The 24,568-nt window shown below is 43.9% G+C and carries 19 protein-coding genes; 10 read left to right on the top strand and 9 right to left on the bottom strand.

Features of this window, described 5'->3' with window-relative positions; genetic code table 11:
* Positions 1–126: 126 nt before the first annotated feature.
* Positions 127–1,146 carry a GGDEF domain-containing protein gene (locus EXU30_RS00675; protein WP_130597351.1) on the top strand — a complete coding sequence of 340 codons (1,020 nt, stop codon included), beginning with the start codon at positions 127–129 and terminating at the stop codon, positions 1,144–1,146.
* A gap of 117 nt (positions 1,147–1,263) precedes the next feature.
* Here EXU30_RS00675 and EXU30_RS00670 read toward each other — a convergent pair whose 3' ends face one another.
* The 3 genes from EXU30_RS00670 to EXU30_RS00660 all read right to left on the bottom strand — a co-directional run bounded on the left by EXU30_RS00670 (position 1,264) and on the right by EXU30_RS00660 (position 8,554).
* Entirely contained in the window at positions 1,264–3,981 is a 2,718-nt protein-coding gene (locus EXU30_RS00670; protein WP_130597350.1) for a bifunctional acetate--CoA ligase family protein/GNAT family N-acetyltransferase, read from the bottom strand.
* Between the two features lie 200 nt (positions 3,982–4,181).
* Positions 4,182–7,358, bottom strand: coding sequence for an efflux RND transporter permease subunit (locus EXU30_RS00665; protein WP_130597349.1), 3,177 nt, complete (start codon positions 7,356–7,358; stop codon positions 4,182–4,184).
* A gap of 5 nt (positions 7,359–7,363) precedes the next feature.
* Positions 7,364–8,554 (bottom strand): efflux RND transporter periplasmic adaptor subunit, encoded by a 1,191-nt coding sequence (locus EXU30_RS00660; protein ID WP_130597348.1) that lies wholly within the window; start codon positions 8,552–8,554, stop codon positions 7,364–7,366.
* Positions 8,555–8,913: 359 nt separating this feature from the next.
* On the opposite strand from EXU30_RS00660, the gene EXU30_RS00655 reads away from it, so the two are divergent.
* The 7 genes from EXU30_RS00655 to EXU30_RS00625 all read left to right on the top strand — a co-directional run bounded on the left by EXU30_RS00655 (position 8,914) and on the right by EXU30_RS00625 (position 15,216).
* Complete coding sequence (locus EXU30_RS00655) at positions 8,914–10,698, top strand: DUF885 domain-containing protein (RefSeq protein ID WP_130597347.1); 1,785 nt, start codon at positions 8,914–8,916, stop codon at positions 10,696–10,698.
* Positions 10,699–11,006: 308 nt separating this feature from the next.
* Positions 11,007–11,678, top strand: a complete 672-nt coding sequence (locus tag EXU30_RS00650; RefSeq protein ID WP_130597346.1) for a response regulator transcription factor — start codon at positions 11,007–11,009, stop codon at positions 11,676–11,678.
* 106 nt (positions 11,679–11,784) lie between these two features.
* Positions 11,785–12,909 (top strand): M14 family metallopeptidase, encoded by a 1,125-nt coding sequence (locus EXU30_RS00645; protein ID WP_130597345.1) that lies wholly within the window; start codon positions 11,785–11,787, stop codon positions 12,907–12,909.
* A 29-nt stretch (positions 12,910–12,938) separates the two neighbouring features.
* Positions 12,939–13,256, top strand: coding sequence for a zinc-ribbon domain-containing protein (locus EXU30_RS00640; RefSeq protein ID WP_130597344.1), 318 nt, complete (start codon positions 12,939–12,941; stop codon positions 13,254–13,256).
* Positions 13,253–13,534 carry a YeaC family protein gene (locus tag EXU30_RS00635; RefSeq protein ID WP_130597343.1) on the top strand — a complete coding sequence of 94 codons (282 nt, stop codon included), beginning with the start codon at positions 13,253–13,255 and terminating at the stop codon, positions 13,532–13,534. Before EXU30_RS00640 ends, EXU30_RS00635 begins: the two co-directional genes overlap by 4 nt.
* A gap of 252 nt (positions 13,535–13,786) precedes the next feature.
* Entirely contained in the window at positions 13,787–14,665 is an 879-nt protein-coding gene (locus EXU30_RS00630) for a prohibitin family protein (RefSeq protein WP_130597342.1), read from the top strand.
* A gap of 215 nt (positions 14,666–14,880) precedes the next feature.
* Complete coding sequence (locus EXU30_RS00625; RefSeq protein WP_130597341.1) at positions 14,881–15,216, top strand: zinc ribbon domain-containing protein YjdM; 336 nt, start codon at positions 14,881–14,883, stop codon at positions 15,214–15,216.
* Between the two features lie 105 nt (positions 15,217–15,321).
* Here EXU30_RS00625 and EXU30_RS00620 read toward each other — a convergent pair whose 3' ends face one another.
* From EXU30_RS00620 to sppA, 3 genes are all read right to left on the bottom strand, one after another.
* Complete coding sequence (locus EXU30_RS00620; RefSeq protein ID WP_130597340.1) at positions 15,322–16,305, bottom strand: hypothetical protein; 984 nt, start codon at positions 16,303–16,305, stop codon at positions 15,322–15,324.
* A 338-nt stretch (positions 16,306–16,643) separates the two neighbouring features.
* Complete coding sequence (gene ansA / locus EXU30_RS00615; RefSeq protein WP_130597339.1) at positions 16,644–17,657, bottom strand: asparaginase; 1,014 nt, start codon at positions 17,655–17,657, stop codon at positions 16,644–16,646.
* Positions 17,658–17,818: 161 nt separating this feature from the next.
* Positions 17,819–19,663: a signal peptide peptidase SppA gene (sppA, locus tag EXU30_RS00610; protein WP_130597338.1), complete on the bottom strand. Its 1,845-nt coding sequence runs from the start codon at positions 19,661–19,663 to the stop codon at positions 17,819–17,821.
* 163 nt (positions 19,664–19,826) lie between these two features.
* Between sppA and EXU30_RS00605 the strand changes: the two genes are divergently transcribed.
* Both EXU30_RS00605 and EXU30_RS00600 read left to right on the top strand, forming a co-directional pair.
* Positions 19,827–21,842 (top strand): oxidoreductase, encoded by a 2,016-nt coding sequence (locus tag EXU30_RS00605; protein ID WP_130597337.1) that lies wholly within the window; start codon positions 19,827–19,829, stop codon positions 21,840–21,842.
* 219 nt (positions 21,843–22,061) lie between these two features.
* Complete coding sequence (locus EXU30_RS00600; protein WP_130597336.1) at positions 22,062–22,301, top strand: serine protease; 240 nt, start codon at positions 22,062–22,064, stop codon at positions 22,299–22,301.
* 206 nt (positions 22,302–22,507) lie between these two features.
* Here EXU30_RS00600 and EXU30_RS00595 read toward each other — a convergent pair whose 3' ends face one another.
* From EXU30_RS00595 to EXU30_RS00585, 3 genes are read right to left on the bottom strand one after another with little or no spacing between them, the layout of a single operon-like run.
* Positions 22,508–23,485, bottom strand: coding sequence for an AgmX/PglI C-terminal domain-containing protein (locus EXU30_RS00595; RefSeq protein WP_130597335.1), 978 nt, complete (start codon positions 23,483–23,485; stop codon positions 22,508–22,510).
* The gene (locus tag EXU30_RS00590) at positions 23,486–24,010 is read right to left on the bottom strand and encodes an ExbD/TolR family protein (RefSeq protein ID WP_207234089.1); all 525 of its coding nucleotides are present in this window, start codon (positions 24,008–24,010) and stop codon (positions 23,486–23,488) included.
* Complete coding sequence (locus EXU30_RS00585; RefSeq protein WP_130597334.1) at positions 24,007–24,567, bottom strand: biopolymer transporter ExbD; 561 nt, start codon at positions 24,565–24,567, stop codon at positions 24,007–24,009. Before EXU30_RS00585 ends, EXU30_RS00590 begins: the two co-directional genes overlap by 4 nt.
* Position 24,568: the final 1 nt, after the last annotated feature.

The raw sequence follows: 24,568 nt of genomic DNA, 5'->3' as shown, positions 1-24,568 counted from the left end.
TGTGTTTAAAACATAATCTGTAGCCGGTTAGTTGTATTTATATCATTTGTTTTTTGTTTCAAAATATGACATAAAATATTGCATCTGCGTTATAAAATGCGCGTTATACTGGGTGACGTAACTACTATGAATAACAACAAAAACTTAGAACAAACAGCTGACATTCTGCGCTTGGCAGTGCCGCAAATGGCATCACTGAATATCCCCGTCACTCCAGCAAATTATGCTGTTTGGTTTGAGTATTTTGCTGAAACTAACCTCAATCTTAAACGTGCAATTGATGGATTAATCGCTAATGAAGTTGTGTTTACTGCTGAGGTCAATCATGGCTTGTATAATCGCTTTATTGAAGAGCGCTCACCTGAAGTGATTGAAAATGTTCAAATCGAGACGCAAATCCTGATCAACAGCCTATTTAACAAGATAGAGCAACTAAGCACAGGTACTGAAGCTTTTTCGACCAACTTGAACAAATTTGGTGACGAATTGCAGCAAGACCCAACACCAGAAACGCTTAATAACCTCATTGTTAGTCTTGCATCCGAGGTCGAAAGCGTGCTCGCGACAAATAAGGAAATGAAGCAATCTCTGGACACGCTCGGCAGTGAGCTTACAAGTTTGAAAGGTGAAATGGAAAACCTAAGTAAGGTTGCAATGACTGATGAGCTAACCTCGCTTAACAATCGTCGAGCCTATGAGATGTTCGCTACTGATCAAGTGACCTTGTTTAATGAACAGCATGTAGGTTGCAGCTTGATGGTGCTCGATATTGATCATTTCAAGCAGTTTAATGACACCTATGGACACTTAGTTGGCGACAAGGTGTTAGCCTATGTGGCGCTGGCGCTTAAACAAGCGGTTAAAGGTGAAGATTTTGTTGCACGTTATGGCGGCGAAGAGTTTGTTATTTTGTTGCCGGATACCAAACTTAGCGACGCGGTAACCGTAGCAGAGAAGATACGCCAACGCATTGCTCAGAAGCAATTAACCATTGGCAAAGAGAATAAACAGCAACTCGGACACATAACCATTTCAATCGGTGTTGCAGCGATTCAAAATGGTGATGATATGGACACCTTGTTAGCTCGTGCAGACGAGCAGCTTTATAACGCTAAAGCTTCAGGGCGAAACTGTGTTAAATACTAACTGTGTTAAATGCTAATTTCGAACACTTGGTACCTCATTAGATTGAAAAACGCTTTCGTGTAAAAAAGACCAGTATCTGCTTTAGGTGCTGGTCTTTTTTGATTCATGGCAATTCAATTACTTAAGCTTCATGTCCATTTTGATCAGCTGCTCTTCCATATCAAAGCTGACATCAAACCCCAGTGACTTTGCCAGGTTTGCCATACTGCGGTTTTCAAACATGGTAAAGCCAGTCAATACTTGAGTGTCGTTGTGCTTATAGTAACGAATTAGCTTCTCCAGTAATGCTCGGCCCAAACCCACACCTTGGTAATTGCTGCGCACCGCCATGGCAAACTCGGCTTCGGTATTATCGGGGTCGATTGACGCGCGGACAGCGCCTAAAGTAATCTCGTTACCCTTGTCATCAAACATAGTGGCAATAAATGCCATTTCCCTTGAATAATCAATTTGAGTCAATACTGCCATTTCTTCATGGGTCATCTTTGCTCGAACACCAAAATAGCGTTTGTATCTATCTTCGTCAGACAGCGAGTTATCAAAGTCCATATGCTTAGGCTCGTCTTCAGGCAGAATAGGGCGCAGCATTACTTTTAGTTCATTCTTTAAGGTAACCGTTTCTTCAAGTTCCTTGGGATAAGGCTGAATCGCAAGGCGGTTTGTTGGGATTTGTCCAAGAGGATTAAGGCTTAGCCTGACATCAAGCAAGGTTATATTGTCACCTGCGGCTAGCACGGGGTTAATGTCGATACCATTGATCTCTGGGCAATCGATAATCAGATGTGAAAGCTGAGTCAACATGACGCAAAGCGGGGTCATTTTTAACCCTAGTGGCAGGTGGCGATCTCTTAATTTATTGCTCTTTAATGCTTGAATGACCATATAGCGGGCAAGGGACATATTAAGCGGTGGCAGTGCAACGGCCGCATCGCGTGTTGGATCCCAGTCTGAGCCGCCTTCACCCAAACAAATCGCTAAGCCAAACACGCCATCGTTAATTACGGCCACTCGAAGCTCCTGTGCTCCGGCTGTGAGTGCCATTTTCTGAATGATAATCCCTTCAATGCGTGCCCGAGGGTTAGCTTGGTTTACACGCCTGAGCACTGACTCCGTGGCATTAGCAACGTCCTCATCTGAGCTTAAGTTAAGTACGACGCCATGAACATCAGACTTGTACATGACATCTTTTGATTGCACTTTAAGCGCGACTGGGTAACCGATAGCATTGGCGGCGTTAATAGCTTGCTGCGCCATGCTTTGGACATCATCATTACACTCGATAAACTCGGTTTGAATGGTATTGAGTCCATAGGCTGCAAGAATAGGCGCAGCTTGATGAGTTTCAATTTCCAGCTGTTGGTTAGCTTGGGCTTGTTGCAATAATTGCCGTGCCAGCTCACTATTGGTCGGAATGTTAGCCGGGATCGACTCAGGGATCTCTTGCAGCAATTTTTGGTTGCGACGAAACTCGACCATGTGCATAAAGGCTCTAATTGCACCTTCAGGCGTACGATAGGTTGGAATACTGGCCTGGTTGAATAGTTTCCTCGCAACATATGCTGAGTCCTCACCACTCCAGTTAGTAAGAATGTTAAGCTGATTGCGTTTAGGATGTAGCTTAATAGTATCGATGAGCGCATCGGCTATTTGTTGGCTTTCTCCTAACAATGACGGCGAGTGCAGCACTAACACTGCGTCGCAGTTTTCATCGTTCATCACGATTTCAAGTGCTTTAGCATAACGCTCACTGGCGGCGTCTCCCATCAAATCAACTGGGTTTTGTCTTGACCAGGTTGAAGGTAACACCGCATCTAGGGCACTAATGGTTTGTTGTGACAGCTTAGCAAGCTTGCCGCCTTTTATAATTAACTCGTCTGCAGCGAGTACCGCTGGGCCACCGCCATTACTAATAATGGCCAAACGTTCGCCTTTAAGCGGTGCAGAATGAGCAAGACTCTCAACTGCGGCAAACAGGTCAACCAAATCTTCAACTCTTAGCATACCGGCACGTCTAAAGGCTGCTTCATACACAGCGTCGTTACCGGCTGTGCCACCGGTGTGAAGCATTGCCGCTTGCATGCCTTCATTACTGCGGCCAGATTTAATCACCAATATGGGTTTATTATGAGAAGCTGCGCGGGCAGCAGACAAAAAGTGCTGCTTTTCACTGATGGAGTCTATGTAAAGTAAGATTGCAGAAGTCTTACTGTCGCGCCCGAGATAGTCGATAAGCTCGTCAAAATCTAAATCGGCAGCGTCGCCTAGTGAAATAAAACTCGAGAACCCAATACCTTTATTGTTTGCCCAATCAAGCACTGTGGTACAAATGGCTGCCGACTGAGAAACAAATGCAATTTTGCCGTTTTGTGCGCCTGTATGGGCAAGGCTGGCGTTTAAGCCAATGGGGGGCAAAATCATACCGAGACTATTAGGCCCAAGAATACGCATGCCTTTAGCTTTCGCTTTGGCTTTAATTTGCTCAAGCACATTGACGTCGCTATTCGTATCACAAAGCAGTTGCTCCATGCCTGACGCCATAATAACGGCAACTTTACAGCCAATATCAGCAAGTTGCTCTATGATGCCAAGGACTTTATTCGCGTGGGTACAAACTACGGCTAAGTCTGGCACCATTGGTAAGTCTGCGATGCTTGGATAAGCGAGCACGCCAAGCACGGAAGTGTAGTTAGGCGTAACTGGCATAATAGGTCCTGAAAATCCGCTCGATAGCAAGTTTTTCATCAAACCTTTACCGGCTTTTTTATCGCCATTAGAAGCACCAATCACCGCAACTGACTTAGGCTTGAAAAGGGCATTGATATTACGCTGACTCATAAGGCTCTCATTTATCGCAACTAAGTGATTCTATTATTCAATGTTTTGTTGAAGATTAATAGCTAGTTTGCACGATATGCTTCACATGCTTTAGTCGAAATTAGCGCAAACAAATCCTTATGCAAACAGCAATAAAAAAGGTCACCGTGAAGGCGACCTTTGTATTTAGAAAGCTACAAGCTAATCGATCAAGTCATTAATTATGCTTTTGCCTGTGTAGGTTCTTTCTGGGGCGCGTATATCCCAATTAGCTTAGCAACCATAGCTTTCATGTCCTCAATTGCCAGGTACAAACATGGGATTAAGCACAGAGTGACTACCGTTGCGAACAATACACCAAATGCCAGTGATACCGCCATTGGGATCACCATCTGCGCCTGCATGCTGGTTTCTGTCATGATCGGCACTAGACCGATGAAGGTGGTTAGCGAGGTCAACAAAATTGCGCGGAAGCGGCGACAACCAGCATCGAGCACAGCTTGCTGCATCGGCACACCTTGCTTACGGGAGTTATTGATATAATCGACCATCACCAGCGAGTCATTCACCACCACACCGGCAGCGGCGATGATACCAAATACCGACAACGCACTTAAGTCGATCCCCAATATGATATGGCCAAGCATAGATCCAATAATACCAAATGGGATCACTGACATGATCATAAATGGCTGAATGTACGAGCGTAGTGGAATCGCTAACAAGCTGTAGATCACCAGCATAGACACCACAAAATCACGCATTTGGGTATTTGCGCTATCAAGCTGCTCTTGAATGCTGCCTGATACTTCACTTTGAACAGTAGGGTACTTGGCTAGCAGCTCAGGAATAAAGTTGTCACGAATATCTTGCGCTAACTTAAATGGCTCAGCTTGCTCTGAATCAACCGTCGCCCACACGTTAATAGTACGGTTACCGTTTTCACGGCGAATGCTATTAACGCCTTGAACAACCGCAATTTCAGCAACCTCAGATAATGGCAGCTCAGCACCTTGATTGGTCTTGATTATCACGTCTTGTACTAGAGCAATTGAGTTTCGTTGCTCTTCAGGGTAACGCAGCATGACTTTAATCTCTTCACCGTTACGAATAATACGCTGGGCTTCAAGACCGTAGAAGCTATTACCAACTTGACCCGCGATATTCGCCAGGGTCAAACCGAGTGAGTGTGCAAGAGGTTTTAAGTAGAATTGAACTTCTTTGGTGCTTGACTGGCGTGAGTCGTTGACGTCACTGACACCTTTAAGTGTGTTCAATTTTTCCTTAAGTGCGAGTGACGCAGCAATTAGCTGCTGCTCATTGTTACCTTCAAGGCGGAAGCTAATATCTCCATCATCGCGACCGCCACCAAATAGGCTGTCTTGAATATTAAAAGACTTAACCCCAGGTATTTGTGGAATGGCTTGGCGCCAAAGTTCGGCTACTTCAAAGGTATTGAGTGGACGAATTTCAGGGTCAACCAATTTAGTCATGATTTCAGCGCGGGTGCGACCGCGAAGGTCGACTTGCATCTGCGAAATCATGTTTTGGCCATATTGCTTTTCTAAATCACGGTCGACCTTATACAACGCAGCTTCAATTGCAAGCGCGGCTTCTAGGGTTGCTGACTCAGAAGCATCTACATTCATTTCAACGGTGACGCGAGGGAAGTCGTGAGGGATCTTCGGCTGGCCGATAAAACGTACCAATCCACCCTGATATAAACCAGCGCAAACTAAAATAAAGCTGACGAATAACATAATAATTGCGTAGCGATATTTAGTAGCAAGAACTAGGCTGGGCCGATAAACATTGGCGATAAACCACTTTAAGCCACTATCAATATTACCCTGAACAAAGTTAACCCCGTTGCGCAGCCAATCTAATGGGTTTTTAGAGCCAGGCTTAACAGCTTTGGGCTTTTTCATATGGGCCAAGTGAGATGGCAGAATTAGCTTAGATTCTACGAGTGAAAACAGTAGACATAAGATAACGACGCCACCGATCGCGCGTCCAAAGGCTGAAGATGGGCCATCATCTAGGGTAATAGGCAAGAACGCGGCAATGGTGGTTAATACGCCAAAGGTAGCCGGGATCGCCACACGTTTAACACCGCGGATCACGCTATCAATATTTTGCCCACGCTCCTGACATTCACTGTGGGCGCTTTCGCCCATGACAATGGCATCATCAACCACAATACCCAGTACCAGAATAAAGGCGAACAGACTAATTACGTTTACCGTTATGTCAAGAAAGCCCATCGGCATGAATAAGATGGTTCCCAAGAAACACACAGGTAAACCCATCATTACCCAAAACGCTAAGCGCACACGCAAGAATAACGCCAGCATCAAGAAAACTAACACCGCACCACTTTTCATGCTATCAAGCATTAGCTGCAGGCGGCCATCTAGGTAATAGGTCATATCAACCCAAGGCTCTAATGTTACGCCTTGTGGCAGCTCTGTTTGCTTTTTATTTATGTATTTGTGCATCACAGACGCGACATCAGTAATACTTTGGTTTTTTGATGCGCCAACAAAGAAGGTAACAGAGTTCATGCCGTCAAACTTTGAATATTGAATGCCTTCTTCAAACCCATCATGAACGGTCGCCACATCCCCCACCAGCAGTGTGGTGCCATCTTCAAGTGTTAATAAAGGTAAGTCTTCAAATTCGTAACCTACATAAGCCTGATTTTGTACGCGTAAATTGATATAGCCGTTTTCAGCTTTAATTTGCCCGGCGGACATGTTGCGCGAATAGCCGCGAACTGCATTGGCTACATCGTTAAAGGTTAAGTCAAATTCGCGCAGGCGATCTTTACTGACTTCTACGCTAATTTCATAACCTAAGCCGCTGTAGTAATCAGAAATGTTCACGCCGGGAAGCTGCATGATCTCGTTGTGAATCGTTTCACCTAGATCTTTAAGCTGACGCTGAGTTAAGTCGCCATAAAGACTTAGGTACATGACTTCCTGACGGATCTTGATCCGCTCAACCTTAGGGCTTTCCATACCACCTGGGAAGGTTGAGATAGAGTCAATTTCAGATTTTACTTCATCTAGCACCACTTGCGGATCGTAATCATCTTCGATTTGAAAATAACCACTCGCAAAGTTGCGGTTAGAGTAGGTGATTACCCGCTTTAAGCCCTGAACGCTTTCGAGCGCTTGTTCAATCTTGATGGTAATGCCTTCTTCCACTTCTTGCGGCGCAGTGCCTGGATATTGAGCGCTAAATTCAATCCAGTTGATATCTACAGCAGGGAAGAACTGTTTACGAATGGTACTAGCAGTTAAAAGTCCGCCAAGCAAGATGATGATCATTAGCAGGTTCGCCGCAACGCTATTACGGGCAAACCAGGCAATCAAGCCTTTATTGGTATCTTCCATAATCCTTATTGCGCTCCCATCGCTAAATCAGTTTGCGGCGCTTGTTGCTCTGGCTCTGATTGAAGCAATTTATCTTGTGGTAGGGCAACAACCATACCTTCAACCGGGTAATCAAGGGCTGATGTGATAACCCGCATGCCAGATTCTAAACCACTGCTAACCACCACGTTTGACCCTTCCTGGCGAATAATGTCGACAGCTTTGTATCGTAGGGTGTTATCTTCATCCATTACTGCAACTTTGCCGTTCACCACTAAGTAGCGTGGAATAATGGTGACATCGCCGGCATCAGAACCATTAATGGTTGCTGTTACATAGGTGCCGTATCTAAGTTCAGGCTTTGGTGAGTTTAGTCCGTATGGATCATCAATTTGCGCCACCAGATAAGTCATGCGACTTTTGCTGTCTACGACGCCTTCACTTCGGACGATTTTACCGGCCCATTGTTGTTTGCTACCGGCATAGCTGCCGACTAGCTGCACCTTGGCATCTGCGCCGCGGCTTTCAAGATACTGAATTTCTTTATCTGCAAGCGGCAGTCGTACTTCGGCAACTTCTGTTCCTAGCATCAAACCAATGGCTGAGCCCGGTGCCACGTACGAACCTAGACCAATATTACGCGTGGCGATAAGCGAGTCGTAAGGCGCTTTGATAATCGTGCGCTCTAAATCACGCTCAGCGCGGTGCAAGCTGGCTTCAGCACTTTTTAGGCTTGCAATAGCTTGAGCCAGTTGAGGCTTGCGCAAGCTTAACTCGGTTGGCTTGCCTTCAGTGATGCGCGACCATTCTTGCTCTGCAACTGCAGCGTTGGCTTTCTCTTGGATAAGACTCGCGTTAGCCGTAGCTATCTTAGCTTGAGCATCAAGTAGGTTGGACTCGTAATCGCTTGGATCAATCTTGGCGAGTATCTCACCTTTTTTAACAAAACCACCTTTGACGAATTTATCTGACAAGTAAACAATTTCGCCGTTAACCTGCGAGATAAGCTCAGTTTCATATTTAGCATTAACCACGCCGTATGAACTTACCGAAAAGGTCATAGGTTTAAATTCAATATTTTGTACGGACACCAATGGTGTGTTATCGACAGGTGGTTTTTCCTCAGGTGGTTTTTTTAAAGAAGAAATGCCAATAAACGCGCCAATCCCTATAGAGATAACGACGATTGGAAGAATGATCTGAGTTTTAGTCGCCACGGTACAGTTCCTATTGTGGTAGCTCGCTTCTGTCATAGAAGCACATATAAAAAGAGAGCATGAGATATGCTTTTTTATCACTATCCCTATGGTAAATGAAATGTAAAGGCAAGGTAGTGACAATGTGTAAATGAGTGTTGCAACCCGAAGCAAATTTTACAACGAACACGGTGTATCCGTTGCAGCAGGCTTTTGGGCTATTGACGAATTTACCTACCTAACAGGCACTAACTAAAGTGTGTCAAAGCATGTCAATGGGATAAGATTTGCTGAACATTAACACGCAACATGTTTTACTTAACCGGCAACCAACAGCTGGCGTGAATTGACTTCACGCAAATAAAATTCAAGGGATAATAATGAAAAAAGCACTGCTACCTTTGGCCGTCGCCATGGCAATTGGCGGACTCACCGCATGTCAAAATACGAACACCAACACGGTGGAACCAAGTCAACAAATCTCCCCCTTTATTGCTCAGCAGCAGGCATTTGAGCAACTTACCTCTCAGTTTATTGATGATCTTTGGCAGCTTTCACCAACTTGGGCACTGTACAACGGTAAACACGTTAATGATGGTTACCTTGAAGTGCCTAACGAGCAAAGTCGTAGCAAAACACTGGACTTTATTGCCAAGCAGCAAGCTAAATTTGCTGCTGTTGATACTGCGACTTTAACGACCAACCAGCAAATAGACTTTGAGCTTATTAGTAACCTGCTTGCTAGCATGAAGTGGGAAATCACTGAGTTTAAAGCCTGGCAATGGCAGCCATCTAACTACAATGTTGCCGGTGGCTTTGCACAAATCATCAATGAAGATTTTGCGCCATTAGATGAGCGTTTAGCCTCGGTTATTGCCCGACTAGAAAATGTCCCAGCATATTACCAAGCGGCACAAGCGAGTATCGACAACCCAACGCTTGAGCATACCCAGCTTGCGATAATGCAGAATAAGGGTGCCTTTAGCGTGTTGAGCGATGACTTAGCGGCCCAAGTTGCAGAATCGGGATTGTCTGATGAGCAAAAGGCATTGTTTACTACACGTTTTGATTTAGCGGTTAAAGCTATTAATCAGCATATTGAGTGGCTTGCTAATCTTGAAAGTGACCTTAAGCAAAACGGCGCGCGCAGTTTCCGCATTGGTGAGGCACTCTATGAGAAGAAGTTTGCTTTTGATATTCAAGCAGGCATGACGGGTAAACAGTTATATCAAAAAGCGGTTGACGATAAGAATCGCGTGCAGGCAGAAATGGCAAAGATTACTAAAGAGATCTGGTCGAAGTATATTGATACGCCAATTCCACCTAACGATAAGCTTGCTATTCGCCAGTTAATCGATGTGTTATCGGCAAAACATGTCGAGCGCGATAACTTTGTTGAAGAGGTGCGCAAACAAATTCCAGAGCTAGTCCAGTTTGTTAATGATAAAAAGCTGATAACTCTCGACCCAACTAAGCCTTTGGTGGTGCGTGAAACGCCTGCATACATGCGCGGTTTTGCTGGTGCGTCTATTAGTGCTCCTGGTCCTTATGAAAAAGGTGGTAATACATACTATAACGTGACGCCGCTTGATGGTATGTCAGATGAAGCCGCTGAAAGTTACTTGCGAGAGTACAACCATTGGATTTTACAGGTGCTGAATATCCATGAAGCCATTCCTGGTCATTACACTCAGCTGGTTTATTCCAATGAATCACCAAGTTTGGTTAAAAGCCTATTTGGTAATGGTGCAATGATCGAAGGCTGGGCTGTATACACCGAGCGCATGATGCTTGAAGAAGGCTATGGTAACTTTGAGCCTGAAATGTGGCTGATGTATTACAAGTGGAACCTAAGGGTAATTTGCAACACTATCTTAGACTACAGCATTCAAGTTAAAGGCATGGAGGAACAACAAGCACTTGATTTAATGATGAATGAAGCATTCCAGCAGCGCGCAGAAGCGCAAGGTAAATGGCGCCGTGCAACTTTAAGTCAAGTGCAACTAACCAGTTACTATTCTGGCTACCGTGAAATTTACGACCTACGTGAACAGCTAAAAGTAGAGCAGGGCGATGACTTTGACCTGCGTAAGTTCCATGAGCAGTTTTTAAGTTATGGCAGCGCTCCTGTTAAGCACGTTAAGCAGCTAATGACGAGTAACTAGTCTCACCCTTGTAACGTGACCGATGACTTACTGTGCGGTGGTCATCTGTAAGACGACAAATTTAAAATGCTCATTGATATTTGTATCAGTGGGCATTTTTGTTGTGTAGATCTCAATTTTGTTAATTGCTCTTAAAATTCTTGTCCTAACACCTAGTATCAAACAAAACTTCATGCTAACGTTAATGAAAATCATTCTTATTTGAGTCCTGTTCTTTTAAAGTACTAGGTTTAAATAATCGATTTAAGTTTTAGCTGATTAAGTCCGACTCTAAATAACAATATACGGACTCGAATACAGGGCCAGATATGACAGATATTCTTATCATCCAGCAGTCGCACAAAAATCACGACGGCATAGAGCGTGATTTAATTGCGCTTGGCTACCAGCCACATATTGTTAATAACGCGCTTGATGCCTTAGTTCGCATAGAAACGCTCGCGTTGGATGTTGTATTGTTAGACCTAAGCGTTGAGCAAATGGATAGCTTATGGCTATTACTATCTCAACGCGCCAATGTACCGGTTATCGCACTGGCACATGAGAGCAACGATGACGAACGTTTAACCGCATTTGAATCAGGTGCTGATGATTACCTGCCGCAGCCTTACAATCTGCGAGAGCTGCAACTCAAATTCAAAGTGCTGGCGCGCCGCTTTAAAAAAGATGTTGCTCATAGCCAACCAATGGCATTGTTCTTTGATGATTTAAGTTACACAGTTCGGTACAACGATAAATCCTCGACATTGACGCAAACCGAATACCGACTGCTGAAATATTTATACGATCAACAAGGGCAGGTGGTCACAAAAGCTGAGCTGCAACGCAATGTCTTATCAAAAGATTACGGTAAATTTGACCGGAACTTAGATATGCACGTAAGTAATACCCGTAAAAAACTAGCTCTTGGTAACTTACCCCGTGAACTAATTAATACAGTTCGCGGTCGAGGTTACAGTTTTACCTTTGTCGCCGCTTAAACTCCTGCGCGGTATTTGCTAGAATCCCTGCGACCTAGGGCAATTGTTCACTCGCTATTGCCCAACACAAATTCTCGACAGAGATAACAAGTACAAGGGATGCACTATGCGGATCAGCGCAAATTTCGACGGTGGTAATATTGAAGTTGTAAATATCGATAAAGCCGATGATATTCAACTTAATATTCGCCCAGATGTAGGTAACGAATTCTATCAATGGTTTAACTTCCGCTTTGAAGGCGAAGTTGGCCAAAACTATACCCTTAATATCCTCAACGCTGGCAGTGCGTCTTACCCTAAAGGTTGGGAAGATTATCAAGCAGTTGCCAGTTACGACCGTAATCACTGGTTCCGTCTGCCAACAAGTTACGACAATGGTAAGCTAACCATTCACGTTGACCTTGATTGTGAAGCGATTCAAATCGCGTACTTCGCTCCATACAGTTACGAGCGTCATTTAGATCTAATTAGCGAAGTTCAGCTACATCCATCTGTGAGTCTTGAGCATTTAGGTTTAACCCTTGATGGCCGTGACATGACCTTACTTAAGGTTGGTGATGGCGATCCGGCTAAGAAAAACATATGGATCACCGCGCGCCAACACCCAGGTGAAACTATGGCTGAATGGTTGGTTGAAGGTTTACTTAACCAACTGCTTGATAGCGATAACGCCACAGCTAAGACTTTGCTCGATAAAGCTAATTTCTACATTGTGCCTAACATGAACCCAGATGGCAGCGTGCGAGGTCACCTGCGTACCAATGCCGTGGGTACAAACCTTAACCGCGAATGGCAATCACCAAGTTTGGAGAAAAGCCCTGAGGTTTATTACGTTGTAAATAAGATGCACGAAACCGGTGTCGATTTATTTTACGATGTTCATGGTGATGAAGGCTTACCTTATGTGTTCCTAGCGGGCTGTGAAGGTGTACCTGTTTATAATGACAAAATGGCGGCAGTGAATAAGAAGTTCAATGATGCCTTATTACTTGCAAGTGCCGACTTCCAAACTGAGTTTGGTTACGACAAAGACGAGCCTGGAAAAGCAAACCTAACAGTTGGTTCAAACTGGGTAGGTAACACATTCTCTTGTTTGGCAAACACCTTAGAAATGCCATTTAAAGATAATGCTAACTTGCCTGATCCGCTGGTGGGCTGGTCACCAGAGCGTAGTGTATACCTAGGTGAAGCATCGCTTATTGCAATGCTTGCTGTGGTTGATGATCTGTAAGTTATCCTTGTCGTTATTAGGAGACACCAATGGCATTGATTAATTGCCCAAATTGTCAAAAACGCATTTCAGATAAAGCTAAGACTTGCAGTCACTGCCATACCTCTATGGCGGGCGAAAGCGAGTCGAAAGCCACGATCCGTCATATTGAGAAAAGCAACAAGTTGATGAATCACAGCTTTATCTTTATGACCTTATTCGTTTTTGGTGCCGTATTGTGGTTTTGGGGCGGTGAAGTTGCGCAGGGATATAAGTTAATAATCTCAAGTGCATGCTTTGCCATTGGTTTTATTGGTTATTTGATCACTCGAGTGCGGATTGTGCTCCACAAACGGAAATCAGTATGAAGGATCTAAATCAAGTTATTGATGAAATGCCTTTTGAGGTATACGAGCGTCTGCGCACAGCATCAGAACTGGGCAAGTGGGAAGACGGCTCTGTATTAACAGACGAGCAACGCGAGCATACCTTGCAAGTGGTGATGCTATATCAAGCACGCAAGATGGATCAAACAGACCATTTCACCATTGCTCAAGGTGGCGAAATCAATGAGCTTTCTAAATCTGAGCTAAAAAAACAATTCAAGGGCGAGAGTATTGCAGCGTTTAAAGAGAAAGATCTGTAACGCGAATACTTAACCTGCAATGATGATAGACGAAGCCGCTAATAATGTTATTAGCGGCTTTTTTATATTGATGAACTCCAGAAGCAAGATAACCGTTACTTTAGCCATTCAGTTATTAAAAATCGCGTTTACGTATAAATCATGAGCAAATATTTGATGCAATTGTTCAAATAATGTGTTGAATTTGTTAAGCTTTATCCTTGTTTATTTTCTGTCAATTGGCAAATTCAATGCCGTATACAAGGATATGTTTTGATTAAAGACAAAATAAAAACGTTAAATTTAAATTGGGTCAAATTCTTACCTCTGTTATTGATTATTGTTGCAGTAATCAACTCCTATTACATTGTTATTGAAGGCCATGTTGGCGTAATCAAACGTTTCGGTGAAGCTAAAGGGCAAGAAAACCCTGGGTTACATTTTAAAATCCCATTCATTGAAACCGTCGAGATGATCGAAGTGCGTACCCGTAAAAATGCCGAAAAGATGGCATCTAGCACCAAAGAGCAAATGCCTGTTACTGTTGAAGTTTCTGTGAACTGGACGGTAAATAAAGAAGCTGCGCTAGATCTATTTAAAAAATATGGCGGCTTAACTCAGTTTGAACAACGCATTCTTGATCCGCGTTTCCGCTCAGCAACCAAAGATACTATCCCGCAGTTTGAAGCTGAGCAGCTTATTCAGGATCGCGCCAGCGCAATTCAAGGAATTGAACACCGTTTAGCTGCTGAGATGGAAGGATTCCCGGTTATTGTTGATAACATTCAAATTGAGAATATCGTGCTACCGCAAAAGTACATTAACTCAATTGAAATTAAGCAAACTGAAAAGAACTTAGCTGCCGCGGAAGAGCATAAACTTGAGCGTCAGCGCCTTGAAGCGTTACGTGCAGTAAATACTGCAGATGCAAAAGCAAAAGGTATTTTGAAAGTAGCTGAAGCTGAGGCGCAGTCAATTTTACTTAAAGGTAAAGCTGAAGCTCAGGCGATTGAAGCAAAAGCCAAAGCACTTAAAAACAATCCATTAATTGTTAAGCTGACTGAAGCGCAAGCTTGGGACGGTAAGTTGCCTTCAACCATGTTAGGTGACGGTGCGATGCCAATTATGGATTTAAGAGACGAGAAAAAGTAATTCTTTAAACACGTCTACCGTATAAATCCGGCACAAATGCTTATTTGCGCCGGCTTTTTTGTACCCAACTATTTCAACTATACAGCTATCTCAACTTCTATCTGGTGCATTAATTGGCTCATTCAATTGCTGTGATTGAAACTAACCCTCGATATGATTAAAGTATGCGCCAGTATCAAAGTAATTCATTGTTAGTTGTCCCTCACGAGTGCGTTATGTCATTACCCCCATGCCCAGTTTGTCAGTCCCAGTATGTATATCAAGATCAAAGTCAGCTAATCTGCCCTGAATGTGGTCATGAATGGAACCCACAAGAGTTAGCCGAACAAGAGTTAGTCATTGTTAAAGACGCTAATGGCACTGTCTTAACCGAAGGCGACAAGGTCACGATTGCCAAAGATTTGAAAGTGAAGGGCAGTTCCCAAGGATTAAAGATAGGCACTAAAGCGCTGGTAAGACGAATTTTTGATACTAAAGATCATCAGCTCGACTGCAAAGTTGATGGTGCAGGCGAAATGATGATCACAGCTCAGTTTGTTAAAAAGGCATAAGGGTAAGACTGTACTCTACCCTGGGTGCTAGAATCGAATTCATTAAACAGTTATGTTTAGGCTAACCATAACTGTTTGAACTAGAGAAAAAACGCCGAGTGAAAGCTAGTTTACTTGGTATCTAAGCAGTACTTCGTTATCTAATACCACATTGGTTGACCAAATAAAGCTTGCCCCCGCACCGCTGAACTTATCAATAAAGTTCATGTAGGCCTTTTTATTGTTCACGCCAATTTCATCGTCCGAGTAAAGTGTAGCTTGAGGCCAATCGTTTGAATCAAAGTCTTGCTTCATCCAACCATTAGGGGTTGCCCAGTGCGCAGCATAAGCATTTTCGCCATCATCGATGCCTTCAACTGTGCAAGATTCAGATAAACGCTTGTTACCCAGTTCAGTTAAACAACTTAAAGCATAAATAGGCGCGGTATAATAGGTTTGAGCTTGCCAATCTGCGTTAGTGACTGTGCCATCGCTAAAACTTGCGATAAATCCACCGTCACCTGGATGATATGCCTTGCCACGGTTATCTTCTGTGCCTAAGCCAAGGTTTTCTTCCCAATCAACTACCTTTACAGCAATGGTGTACGGCTTGTTTACTTTGAATTTAACGACACTTGAATTAAATGGCGTAAAAGGAACAGTATCGACAGCGATAAGTTTGCCATTTATGTATAGTTCAAAATAATTGTCGGCAAAAATATACCCTGTGATTTCTTCCCCGTCCGCATCAACGACAACAATGGGAATTGAGTCTTCATCTACACTAGCAATGTCTTTAGGTGTGATGTTGGCACACTCCTCATAAAGATCGTACGCTTTCAACGCACTGGTATAGTGATTTTCAGCGGGTACGGTCCAAACTGAGCCTTTATTGTCAGTAATTTCGCCAATACCAGCGATACGACTTCGACCATTGTTACACTGAAATAGATTATCAATTACTGTCGTAGCTCGGCCTTGTGTAATACTTGCTGTACCCGTGTAATCAGATATATCTGTGTTTACCGGGCGAGGGCTAGTTTGAGAGCAACCACTAAGTAATAGCGTTAATGCAGCTGAGGTTAACAAGTGTTTGTTGGAGATTTGCATTAAAGAATCCGAAATTGATTATTGAAGTGTAAGTGTAGCGTTTAATTGCTGGTGCGTTTAAATGACGCGTTCCAATGTAGATGATTAACTTGAAACAGTGCGGCGATTTTAGCTTATTAAAGTGTAAATTGACGTAAGCCATAGGCAATGTTGAGTAAATCTTAGTTGGTTCGCAGAGCGACCACTATCGGGTTAGTAGGCCTTTGCTATAGTTGAAACGAATATTCAGCTACGTCGAGGTGCGAGTAGTACAAACAAAAAAGCAATGCCAATGCATTGCTTTTTGATTTTTTCTGGGTGAAAGGAGTTAGCAAGGCTTAACCTAGCTGGCGTTTCAATTACTCAACGCTTAGTTCACCAAACAGGTTTTGCTGCATTTTGGCTTTGATCTGCTCGCTTGTTAAGCTAATTGAGAGTAAAAAGTGCAGTTTCGCAAGCGCAGCTTCTACCGTCATATCACCACCTGAAATGACTCCGGCGTTCGCCAACGCATTACCAGTCGCATAACCGCCCATATTAACTTGCCCCTGAAAGCACTGAGTTAGGTTGACGATGACAATGCCTTGCTCATCTGCTTGCTTTAGTGTGTCTAGCAGGGCTTTGTTTTGCGGTGCATTACCCACACCATAGGTTTGTAATATCAGCGCTTTAACGGGTTGCTGCAGAATATTCTTAAAAATATCCACCGCCATACCAGGGTAAAGCGTCACCACACCAATGGGTTGTGGGCTGATGGTGACAACATCTAATGGCAGCGCTGTTGCCGTACTTATTTTGCCTGCTTTTAGACTGATTTTAATGCCAGCTTCCAATAGGGTTGGGAAGTTTGGCGATGCGAAGGCATCAAAACCATCAGCATGAGCTTTGGTTGAACGATTACCGCGAAATAGCTTGTTATTGAAAAACAGGCATACTTCAGCCACAGGATAATTGGCCGCAATATAAAGCGAGTTAAGTAAGTTGGTTTGCCCATCAGAGCGCAGCTGCGCGAGCGGAATTTGCGAGCCGGTAACAATCACTGGCTTAGACAAACCATGTAACATGAATGACAACGCAGACGCAGTATATGCCATAGTGTCAGTACCATGAAGAATAACAAAGCCATCGTATTTATCGTAATTGGCTTTAATGTCGTTGGCGATCATTTGCCAGTCAGTTGGCGCCATATTCGATGAGTCGATCAGCGGGCTGTATTCATGAATCACAAAATCTGGCATTTCTTCATGATAAAACTCTGGCATAGATTGCACACAACCAGTTAAAAAGCCTGCCGCAGGTGCGAAGCCATTTTCAGTTTTTTGCATACCGATTGTACCGCCGGTATAAGCGACATAGATGGAGCGTTTAGTCATGAAGGGAATTCGTTACTTATGATGATTTATGGCGCAAGTATACGAATAAAAAAGCGTTAACCCAATAAAAAAGCCTGCGTTTGCAGGCTTTTATTTAGATTTGTGAGTTTTCTAGTCTTGTAGAAAACTAATGCAGCTAAAACGTATGTAGCTCACCCAAACTAAAAGTTACACGCTTCACAGTAGAGGTAAGCATGGTTTGGGTCATCAAACATAGCAAATTGCTCAAGTGCGCTGCCAAATTGATTTAGCATTTGGCTTGCAATAGAGCTGTTTACAAAGCTTGGTGGAATAAACTCTGCTGTCGCCCCCATTAGCTGCTGCACAAATACTTGCTCAGGTGATAGTGGCTCTTCAACCAACTTGGTATCAAACTTGTCCATATTTGCAAGCTCGGCAGCCTTGGCAACAGCTTGGTCAATATCTCCTAGCTCATCAACTAAGCCAAGTTGCAGTGCACGCTTACCTGTCCAAACTCGGCCTTGTGCAATAGCGTCAACTTGTTCAAGTGTCATTTCACGCTCATTGGCAACAAGCGAGATAAAGTTGAGGTAACCTTTTTCAATATGACGTTGAATTACGCTTTTAACGTTATCACTGAGTGGGCGCGCAGCACTTAAACCAGCCCATTCTGAAGTGGCAACACCGTCAGAGTTCACGCCAATGTGCGACAGCGCTTTATCAAATGTGGCAAACATACCGAAAATACCGATAGAACCGGTGAGGGTAGTCGGTGTTGCGTAGATAAAGTCGGCGCTGGCAGAAATCCAATAACCGCCTGACGCAGCGTACGAGCCCATACTAACAACAACTGGCTTACCCGCTTCTTTAAGTGCTAATACTTCTTGGCGAATTTGTTCTGACGCAAATGCGCTGCCACCTGGGCTATCGACACGCAAAACCACCGCTTTAATATTTGGGTTAAAACGCGCTTGCTTTAATAGCGCAGAAGTTGAGTCACCACCGATTTGTCCGGCAGGTTGTTTACCATTAAGAATATTACCTTTAGCGACAACAACACCGACTGAGTCAGTTTCTACAAAGGTAGGCAACTTAGCGTTAAGCTTTAGGTAATCATTGAAGGCGATATGCTTGTAGCTTTCACCATCATTGCTGACTCCGACCATTTCGATCATCGCGTTGCGAAATGCTTCAGCAGAAACGAGCTCATCAACCCAGTGCATATTCTTCGCAACAACTGCAAATTCACCATCGGCTTTATCGAGCTCAGCCATAAACCTTTCGTGCTCTAACACTAGGTCATCAGCGGGTACGTTGCGGTTAGCGCCAACAGTTTGTGAGTAGCTTTGCCAAAGATCGCTCAGTAATTGATCACTTGCTTGTTTGTCATCTTCTGACATGTCGTCGCGTATAAACGGTTCAACTGCCGACTTATATGTACCGACTCGGAACACATGCATGTCGATTTTAAGTTTATCTAAAGCTGATTTATAAAACAGGCGATAACGAGATAAACCATCAAGCGAAACGCTGCCTTGTGGGTTTAAATAAATGGTATCAGCGTAACTGGCGAGAAAGTATTGCTGCTGGTTATAGTTGTTGCCTTTAGCAATCACCTTTTTACCAGCATCACGAAACTCATTTAACGCTTCACCGATAGCGGTCATTTTGCTGATCCCAGCTGAGCGCAGCTGAGCGAGATCTAATACGATAGCCTGAATACGAGTGTCTTGGGTGGCGTTTTGGATAACGTAGAGAATATCAGCCAGTAAGATTTCACCATCAGGGTTATTGTTATTGCTTTGCTGTAATATGGCTTCAAACGGGTCGACATAGCGTTTCTGGTCAACAATGTGACCGGTTAAGTCGAGCACGAGCGCTGAATTATCTTCAACAATGATCTCATCTTCGCCAACCATTAAGGCCACGAAAATAATCGCTAATACGGAAAAGAAAACCAAATTAACAATAACTAGACGAATGCCATTAATGACTTTACCAATGAGGGTAAACATCTTCTTTAAAAATGACGGTTTATCAGCCATTAGCTACTCCTGTAACAATCTAATGTGCTTATGCTAACCGAATTCAAAGTTAAATGGTTAATTGAATTGTAAAGGATTTTAACAATCTGCTTTGCCAGGGATTGCCGTTGTTTAACTGAAAAGGTATGCTGGTTTAAATCACTTGTTTAAAAAGGATGTTTGAATGTCGTTTCCACATTTATTAGAACCTTTAGATCTAGGCTTTACGCAGCTAAAAAATCGCGTACTGATGGGCTCAATGCACACAGGCTTAGAGGAAGAAAAAGGCGGATTTGAGAAACTAGCTGCATTTTATAAGGAAAGAGCTGAAGGTGGCGTAGGTCTGATTGTTACTGGTGGTATTTCACCAAACTTTCGTGGTCGTCTAGCACCTCATGCATGTCAGCTAACTTACCCATGGCAAGTTAGTAAACACCGCATTGTGACAGACGCTGTACATGATGGCGGCGGTAAAATTTGTATGCAAATCTTGCATGCTGGGCGTTATGGTTATCATCCATTTAGTTTAGCGCCAAGTAAGATCAAATCGCCTATCACGCCGTTTTCACCCTCTGCCATGTCTTCAAGACAGGTAGACAAAACCATTAAACACTATGCTAATAGCGCAGAGCTTGCCAAACGCGCAGGGTATGACGGTGTAGAAGTGATGGGCTCTGAAGGCTATTTAATTAACCAATTTATTTGTGCTCGCACCAACAAGCGAACAGATAAATGGGGCGGCGCGTTTGAAAACAGAGCGCAATTCCCGTTGGAGATCGTTAAAGCGATCCGCGAAAAAGTCGGTAAAGACTTTATCATTATCTTCCGCTTATCCATGCTCGACTTGGTAGATAATGGCTCTACCTGGGATGAAGTCGTGCAACTTGGTAAGTGGCTAGAGCAAGCGGGCGTAAGCATTATTAACACCGGTATCGGCTGGCATGAAGCACGTGTCCCAACAATTGCTACTAGCGTGCCTCGCGGCGCGTTCGCTTGGGTGACTGAGCGTTTAAAATCTGAAGTTAAGGTACCGTTAGTTGCGACAAACCGTATTAACACGCCAGAAATAGGTGAACATATTATCGCCTCTGGTCAAGCAGATATGGTGTCGATGGCGCGTCCATTTCTTGCTGATGCAGAATTTGTGAACAAGGCTGCTGCAAATCAAAGCAAGCTAATTAACACTTGTATTGGTTGTAACCAGGCATGTCTTGACCATACTTTCTCTATGAAGCGTGCTACGTGTTTGGTTAACCCACGAGCATGTTATGAAACTGAGATTAACTTTAAACCCACCACAAATAAAAAGCGCTTAGCAGTAATGGGCGCTGGTCCTGCTGGTATGGCATTCTCTGTTTATGCGGCTTCACGCGGGCATGATGTCGTGCTGTTTGAAGCAAAAGGCGAAGTCGGCGGTCAATTCAACCTTGCCCGTAAAATTCCAGGCAAAGAAGAGTTTGATGAAACCATCCGTTACTTTCTTAACCAAATCAAGCTGCATAAGGTCGATTTGCGTTTAAATACTCGTCTAGATGCGGATGTCATTGCTAATGACAAGTTTGATGAGATTATCGTAGCCTCTGGTGTTGTGCCGCGCGATTTGAAGTTACCGGGCTTTGATAGCCCTAAAGTGGTTAATTATCAACAAGTGCTTAATGGCGACGTGGAAGTCGGCGAAAAGGTCGCACTTATTGGTGCTGGTGGCATTGGTTTTGATATGGCGCACTTTTTATGCGAGCAAGAGTCTTCGACGTTGCAACCTGAGAAGTGGCTCAAGCAGTGGGGTATTGATAATCAATACACTGATGCGGGCGGCTTAACAGAGCCAGAACAACATAAGCCTAACCGTGAGGTGCACTTACTACAACGTAAAACGACTAAGATGGGTAAAGGCTTAGGTAAAACTACCGGCTGGATCCATCGCAGCGTGCTTAAACAACATGACGTTAAAATGCATACTGGTGTTAGCTATGACAAGTTTGATGAAAATGGCTTACACATCACTATTGATGATAAACAGCAGGTACTCGATGTCGACAATGTTGTCTTGTGTGCGGGACAAGAGTCAAACCGCAGTATGCTTGAGCAAATGCAGTCGAGTGGTTTGCCTGTACATATGATAGGTGGTGTCGATGTTGCCGCAGAGCTTGATGCTAAGCGAGCAATTCGCCAAGGGGCGGAGCTGGCGATGCAAATCTAGCCTTTAGTCGCTCAACGTCAAATATAAAAAACCTAGCACTTCGCTAGGTTTTTTATGTCTATTTAGTTTAAATCCTTAGCCTAGCGTTTTTCGTTTAATACTAATGCCTTAAATATTTCTTAGTGATGCTATGTCAACTAGGATTAAAACAATACTTACATTAACTCCGCCTGCGAAGTGTATGGCGAGCGGATTTTTAGTTAAAGCAAGGACACTTCCATGAAAAACACTTTAATCAAGCTTGTAGGACTGCCATTTGCGGTATTGTTGATAGGCTGCGCAGCACAAACTGAGCCAAAGAACATGCCCGGTAGCGATCGTGATGAACATGGTTGTATTGGCTCTGCTGGTTACACCTGGTGCGCAGCGACTAATCAATGTGAACGTCCATGGGAGCTAGCGGAACAAAAGGGTTTTGAAAACACCGAGAAAGCATTCGACGCTTTTTGCAGTAAGTAATTGTTTGTTGTAAAAACAATCTGTGCTTGAATGTCACTCACTCCTAGCTGAACTAAAGTTGCCAGTTCTGGGAAACCACTTGAATAGATAGGTAATGCCTAATCGAATGGTCACGACCTACTGAAGGTGGCTGATAACAAAAAGGTGTTTCACTCTGCAGCGAAACACCTTTTTAATTGAGTGCCAACGTCACAAACGTTGTTGCCTTAACTCGGTAAGAAATCAATTGACCAAATCGTGGTCATGACTGAGACATCTTCTGCAGCAAACTTAATCTTGCGTAAGACTAGCGTTAACTGACGTTCAAGCTTGGCATTGTTTAACTCGCTAGAGTTAATTTTTACCGCACTGATGCTACCGTTTGGCTCAATAGTGATTTGGAACATAACCTTGCCTTTGAGCATAGGATCTTTCCTAAGTGCGCGGTTATACAAAGAGTACATACGCGATTTATTTGCTTCCAAGGTTCGGCGTATCGTTTCCTCTGAGCGTTGCCCCTTAGTGCTAGAAAGCTTGGCTTTCTCGGCTACGGCGCCTGCTTGTGCGAGCACTTCTTCTTCGGCAAGACGCACCTGTTGGGTGCTTTTAGTGCTTAACTCACCAGAAGACACAGTTTGAGTGACTGAAGATTTAGCTAAACTTTGAGTTTGCTCACTGGCTGCAGCAGCAATCATCTTGCGCTCAACTTTAACTTCATCGGCCTGACTGTTATCCAATGTGGTGGTTGAAGGTTTGACTTCAAACGCTTCACGCATAGAGAACAGCTCATCTTTCATTGCCGCTAACCCCGCGTTCTGGGCCTTTTCGCGGGCCTGTTCACGAGAGGGGGCAACAGGGATCTTAGGTGGCTCTTTTTCTGCTTCCTTAGGCTCGGGCTTCACTTGCTCTTTTTTAAGCTCTTCAGGCTCAGGTTTGGGTTGCTCTATTGGTTTAGGCGGTGGAGGAAGTTGCTTTTCCTTAAGAATGATCTTGGCTAATTGCGGTGGCAACTGCTCTTTAACTTCTCTTGGAATTTCAGCTTGCTCAAGCATTGGCACTAATACAGCGAAGAACAGGTAGCACAATAACAGCAGTGACAGAATCAGCTTAAACTGCTTATCTTGTTTAGAAGGCGTGAATAAATCACCCATCGACTGCTCGCTACTGGCACTAAATTGAGTTGAGGTTAAACTTGCTTGGCTCATTTACCCCTCACTTAGCTTTTTAGCTTGCTGTTCAACCGCTAACGACATGTTGCGATAACCCGTTTCGGCGCATGCTGCCATTATCTGCTTAAGCAGGGCATAAGGCGTTGAAGCATCGCTGAGAATGGTTACCGCCCGACCTTTAAGCTGCTCTGACTCTGTCAGTTCTGGTCGTTTACTTGCCTGATAGTTAAGCTCGTTGGTTAGCGCTTTGACAAACTCTTCATGTGGCTGATGAATATTGTCATCGGCCTGGCTTTGCCAAACAGCGCGGTCTTGGACAAGCACAGTTTGATCGATCACGGTAATGACTAGATTTTCCACCGGCAATTCTTCGGCTATCGACACTGGCAGCTTTATCTTCTCAATGTTTTGCAACACGCGAACTTCAGACTGATTCACAATCAAGAAGAACACTAAGATGGTAAAGATATCCATCAACGCAACCAGGTTTAACTTGTTGCCAGCTTTTAGGCGCTTGTGATGTTTTGCAAGGCGTTTAGCTCGTGGAGATTGCTTCATCATAAGTTGCTACCTCCGTTTGCAGCCTGACTGCGCTGCAGCGATGCATCACCACCACCTAGTTGCTCACTTGGTGCATCACCAAGAGAGATCAACGGAAACAACTCTGCATCAACAAGGTTGGCAGCGACGACGGCTTTAAATGAGCGTACCGTATCCATTGCAGAGACAATGGTTTGGTAATCAACGTTTTCACCAAGCAACAGCACGATGTCGTTTTTCTCAATCCCTTGCTGCTGAAAGGTCAGCTTTAAGTCTTGTAAGTAAACTGACAGCGCATTGAAGTCATATTGACCTTGCTCAAGCTCGAATCGCTTAAGCAAAATCCCTTCTGGGTAATTAAGGTCAAACCTGTCTTGGGTAATGACCAGCTCTAAAATTTTGGGTTTGTCATCGTTGTCTGCAGTGTTTTGCGAAAGCGTTGGCAGCTGCAGGTTCAAGATGCGCACCTGAGAGAAAACCAAACTCAATAACAATACCGGAACCAGTACGATCATTAGGTTCATAAACGAGGTAATATCGAGCTCCGCGTCTTCTCTATTTGGACGACGTCTTCTCATT

The organism is Shewanella maritima (assembly GCF_004295345.1).
Lineage (GTDB): Bacteria > Pseudomonadota > Gammaproteobacteria > Enterobacterales > Shewanellaceae > Shewanella > Shewanella maritima.
The sequence above is the reverse complement of the archived record's forward strand: the minus strand, read 5'-3'. Positions and strand labels throughout refer to the sequence as shown.

What these genes read in the sequence shown, in the direction of transcription:
- EXU30_RS00650 (WP_130597346.1), top strand. Translation starts at nt 11,007, where the DNA reads ATGACAGATATTCTTATCATCCAGCAGTCGCACAAAAATCACGACGGC.
- ansA (WP_130597339.1), bottom strand. Translation starts at nt 17,657, where the DNA reads ATGACTAAACGCTCCATCTATGTCGCTTATACCGGCGGTACAATCGGT.
- EXU30_RS00665 (WP_130597349.1), bottom strand. Translation starts at nt 7,358, where the DNA reads ATGGAAGATACCAATAAAGGCTTGATTGCCTGGTTTGCCCGTAATAGC.
- EXU30_RS00620 (WP_130597340.1), bottom strand. Translation starts at nt 16,305, where the DNA reads ATGCAAATCTCCAACAAACACTTGTTAACCTCAGCTGCATTAACGCTA.
- EXU30_RS00600 (WP_130597336.1), top strand. Translation starts at nt 22,062, where the DNA reads ATGAAAAACACTTTAATCAAGCTTGTAGGACTGCCATTTGCGGTATTG.
- EXU30_RS00625 (WP_130597341.1), top strand. Translation starts at nt 14,881, where the DNA reads ATGTCATTACCCCCATGCCCAGTTTGTCAGTCCCAGTATGTATATCAA.
- EXU30_RS00640 (WP_130597344.1), top strand. Translation starts at nt 12,939, where the DNA reads ATGGCATTGATTAATTGCCCAAATTGTCAAAAACGCATTTCAGATAAA.
- EXU30_RS00670 (WP_130597350.1), bottom strand. Translation starts at nt 3,981, where the DNA reads ATGAGTCAGCGTAATATCAATGCCCTTTTCAAGCCTAAGTCAGTTGCG.
- EXU30_RS00635 (WP_130597343.1), top strand. Translation starts at nt 13,253, where the DNA reads ATGAAGGATCTAAATCAAGTTATTGATGAAATGCCTTTTGAGGTATAC.
- EXU30_RS00585 (WP_130597334.1), bottom strand. Translation starts at nt 24,567, where the DNA reads ATGAGAAGACGTCGTCCAAATAGAGAAGACGCGGAGCTCGATATTACC.
- sppA (WP_130597338.1), bottom strand. Translation starts at nt 19,663, where the DNA reads ATGGCTGATAAACCGTCATTTTTAAAGAAGATGTTTACCCTCATTGGT.
- EXU30_RS00595 (WP_130597335.1), bottom strand. Translation starts at nt 23,485, where the DNA reads ATGAGCCAAGCAAGTTTAACCTCAACTCAATTTAGTGCCAGTAGCGAG.
- EXU30_RS00655 (WP_130597347.1), top strand. Translation starts at nt 8,914, where the DNA reads ATGAAAAAAGCACTGCTACCTTTGGCCGTCGCCATGGCAATTGGCGGA.
- EXU30_RS00645 (WP_130597345.1), top strand. Translation starts at nt 11,785, where the DNA reads ATGCGGATCAGCGCAAATTTCGACGGTGGTAATATTGAAGTTGTAAAT.
- EXU30_RS00590 (WP_207234089.1), bottom strand. Translation starts at nt 24,010, where the DNA reads ATGATGAAGCAATCTCCACGAGCTAAACGCCTTGCAAAACATCACAAG.
- EXU30_RS00605 (WP_130597337.1), top strand. Translation starts at nt 19,827, where the DNA reads ATGTCGTTTCCACATTTATTAGAACCTTTAGATCTAGGCTTTACGCAG.
- EXU30_RS00675 (WP_130597351.1), top strand. Translation starts at nt 127, where the DNA reads ATGAATAACAACAAAAACTTAGAACAAACAGCTGACATTCTGCGCTTG.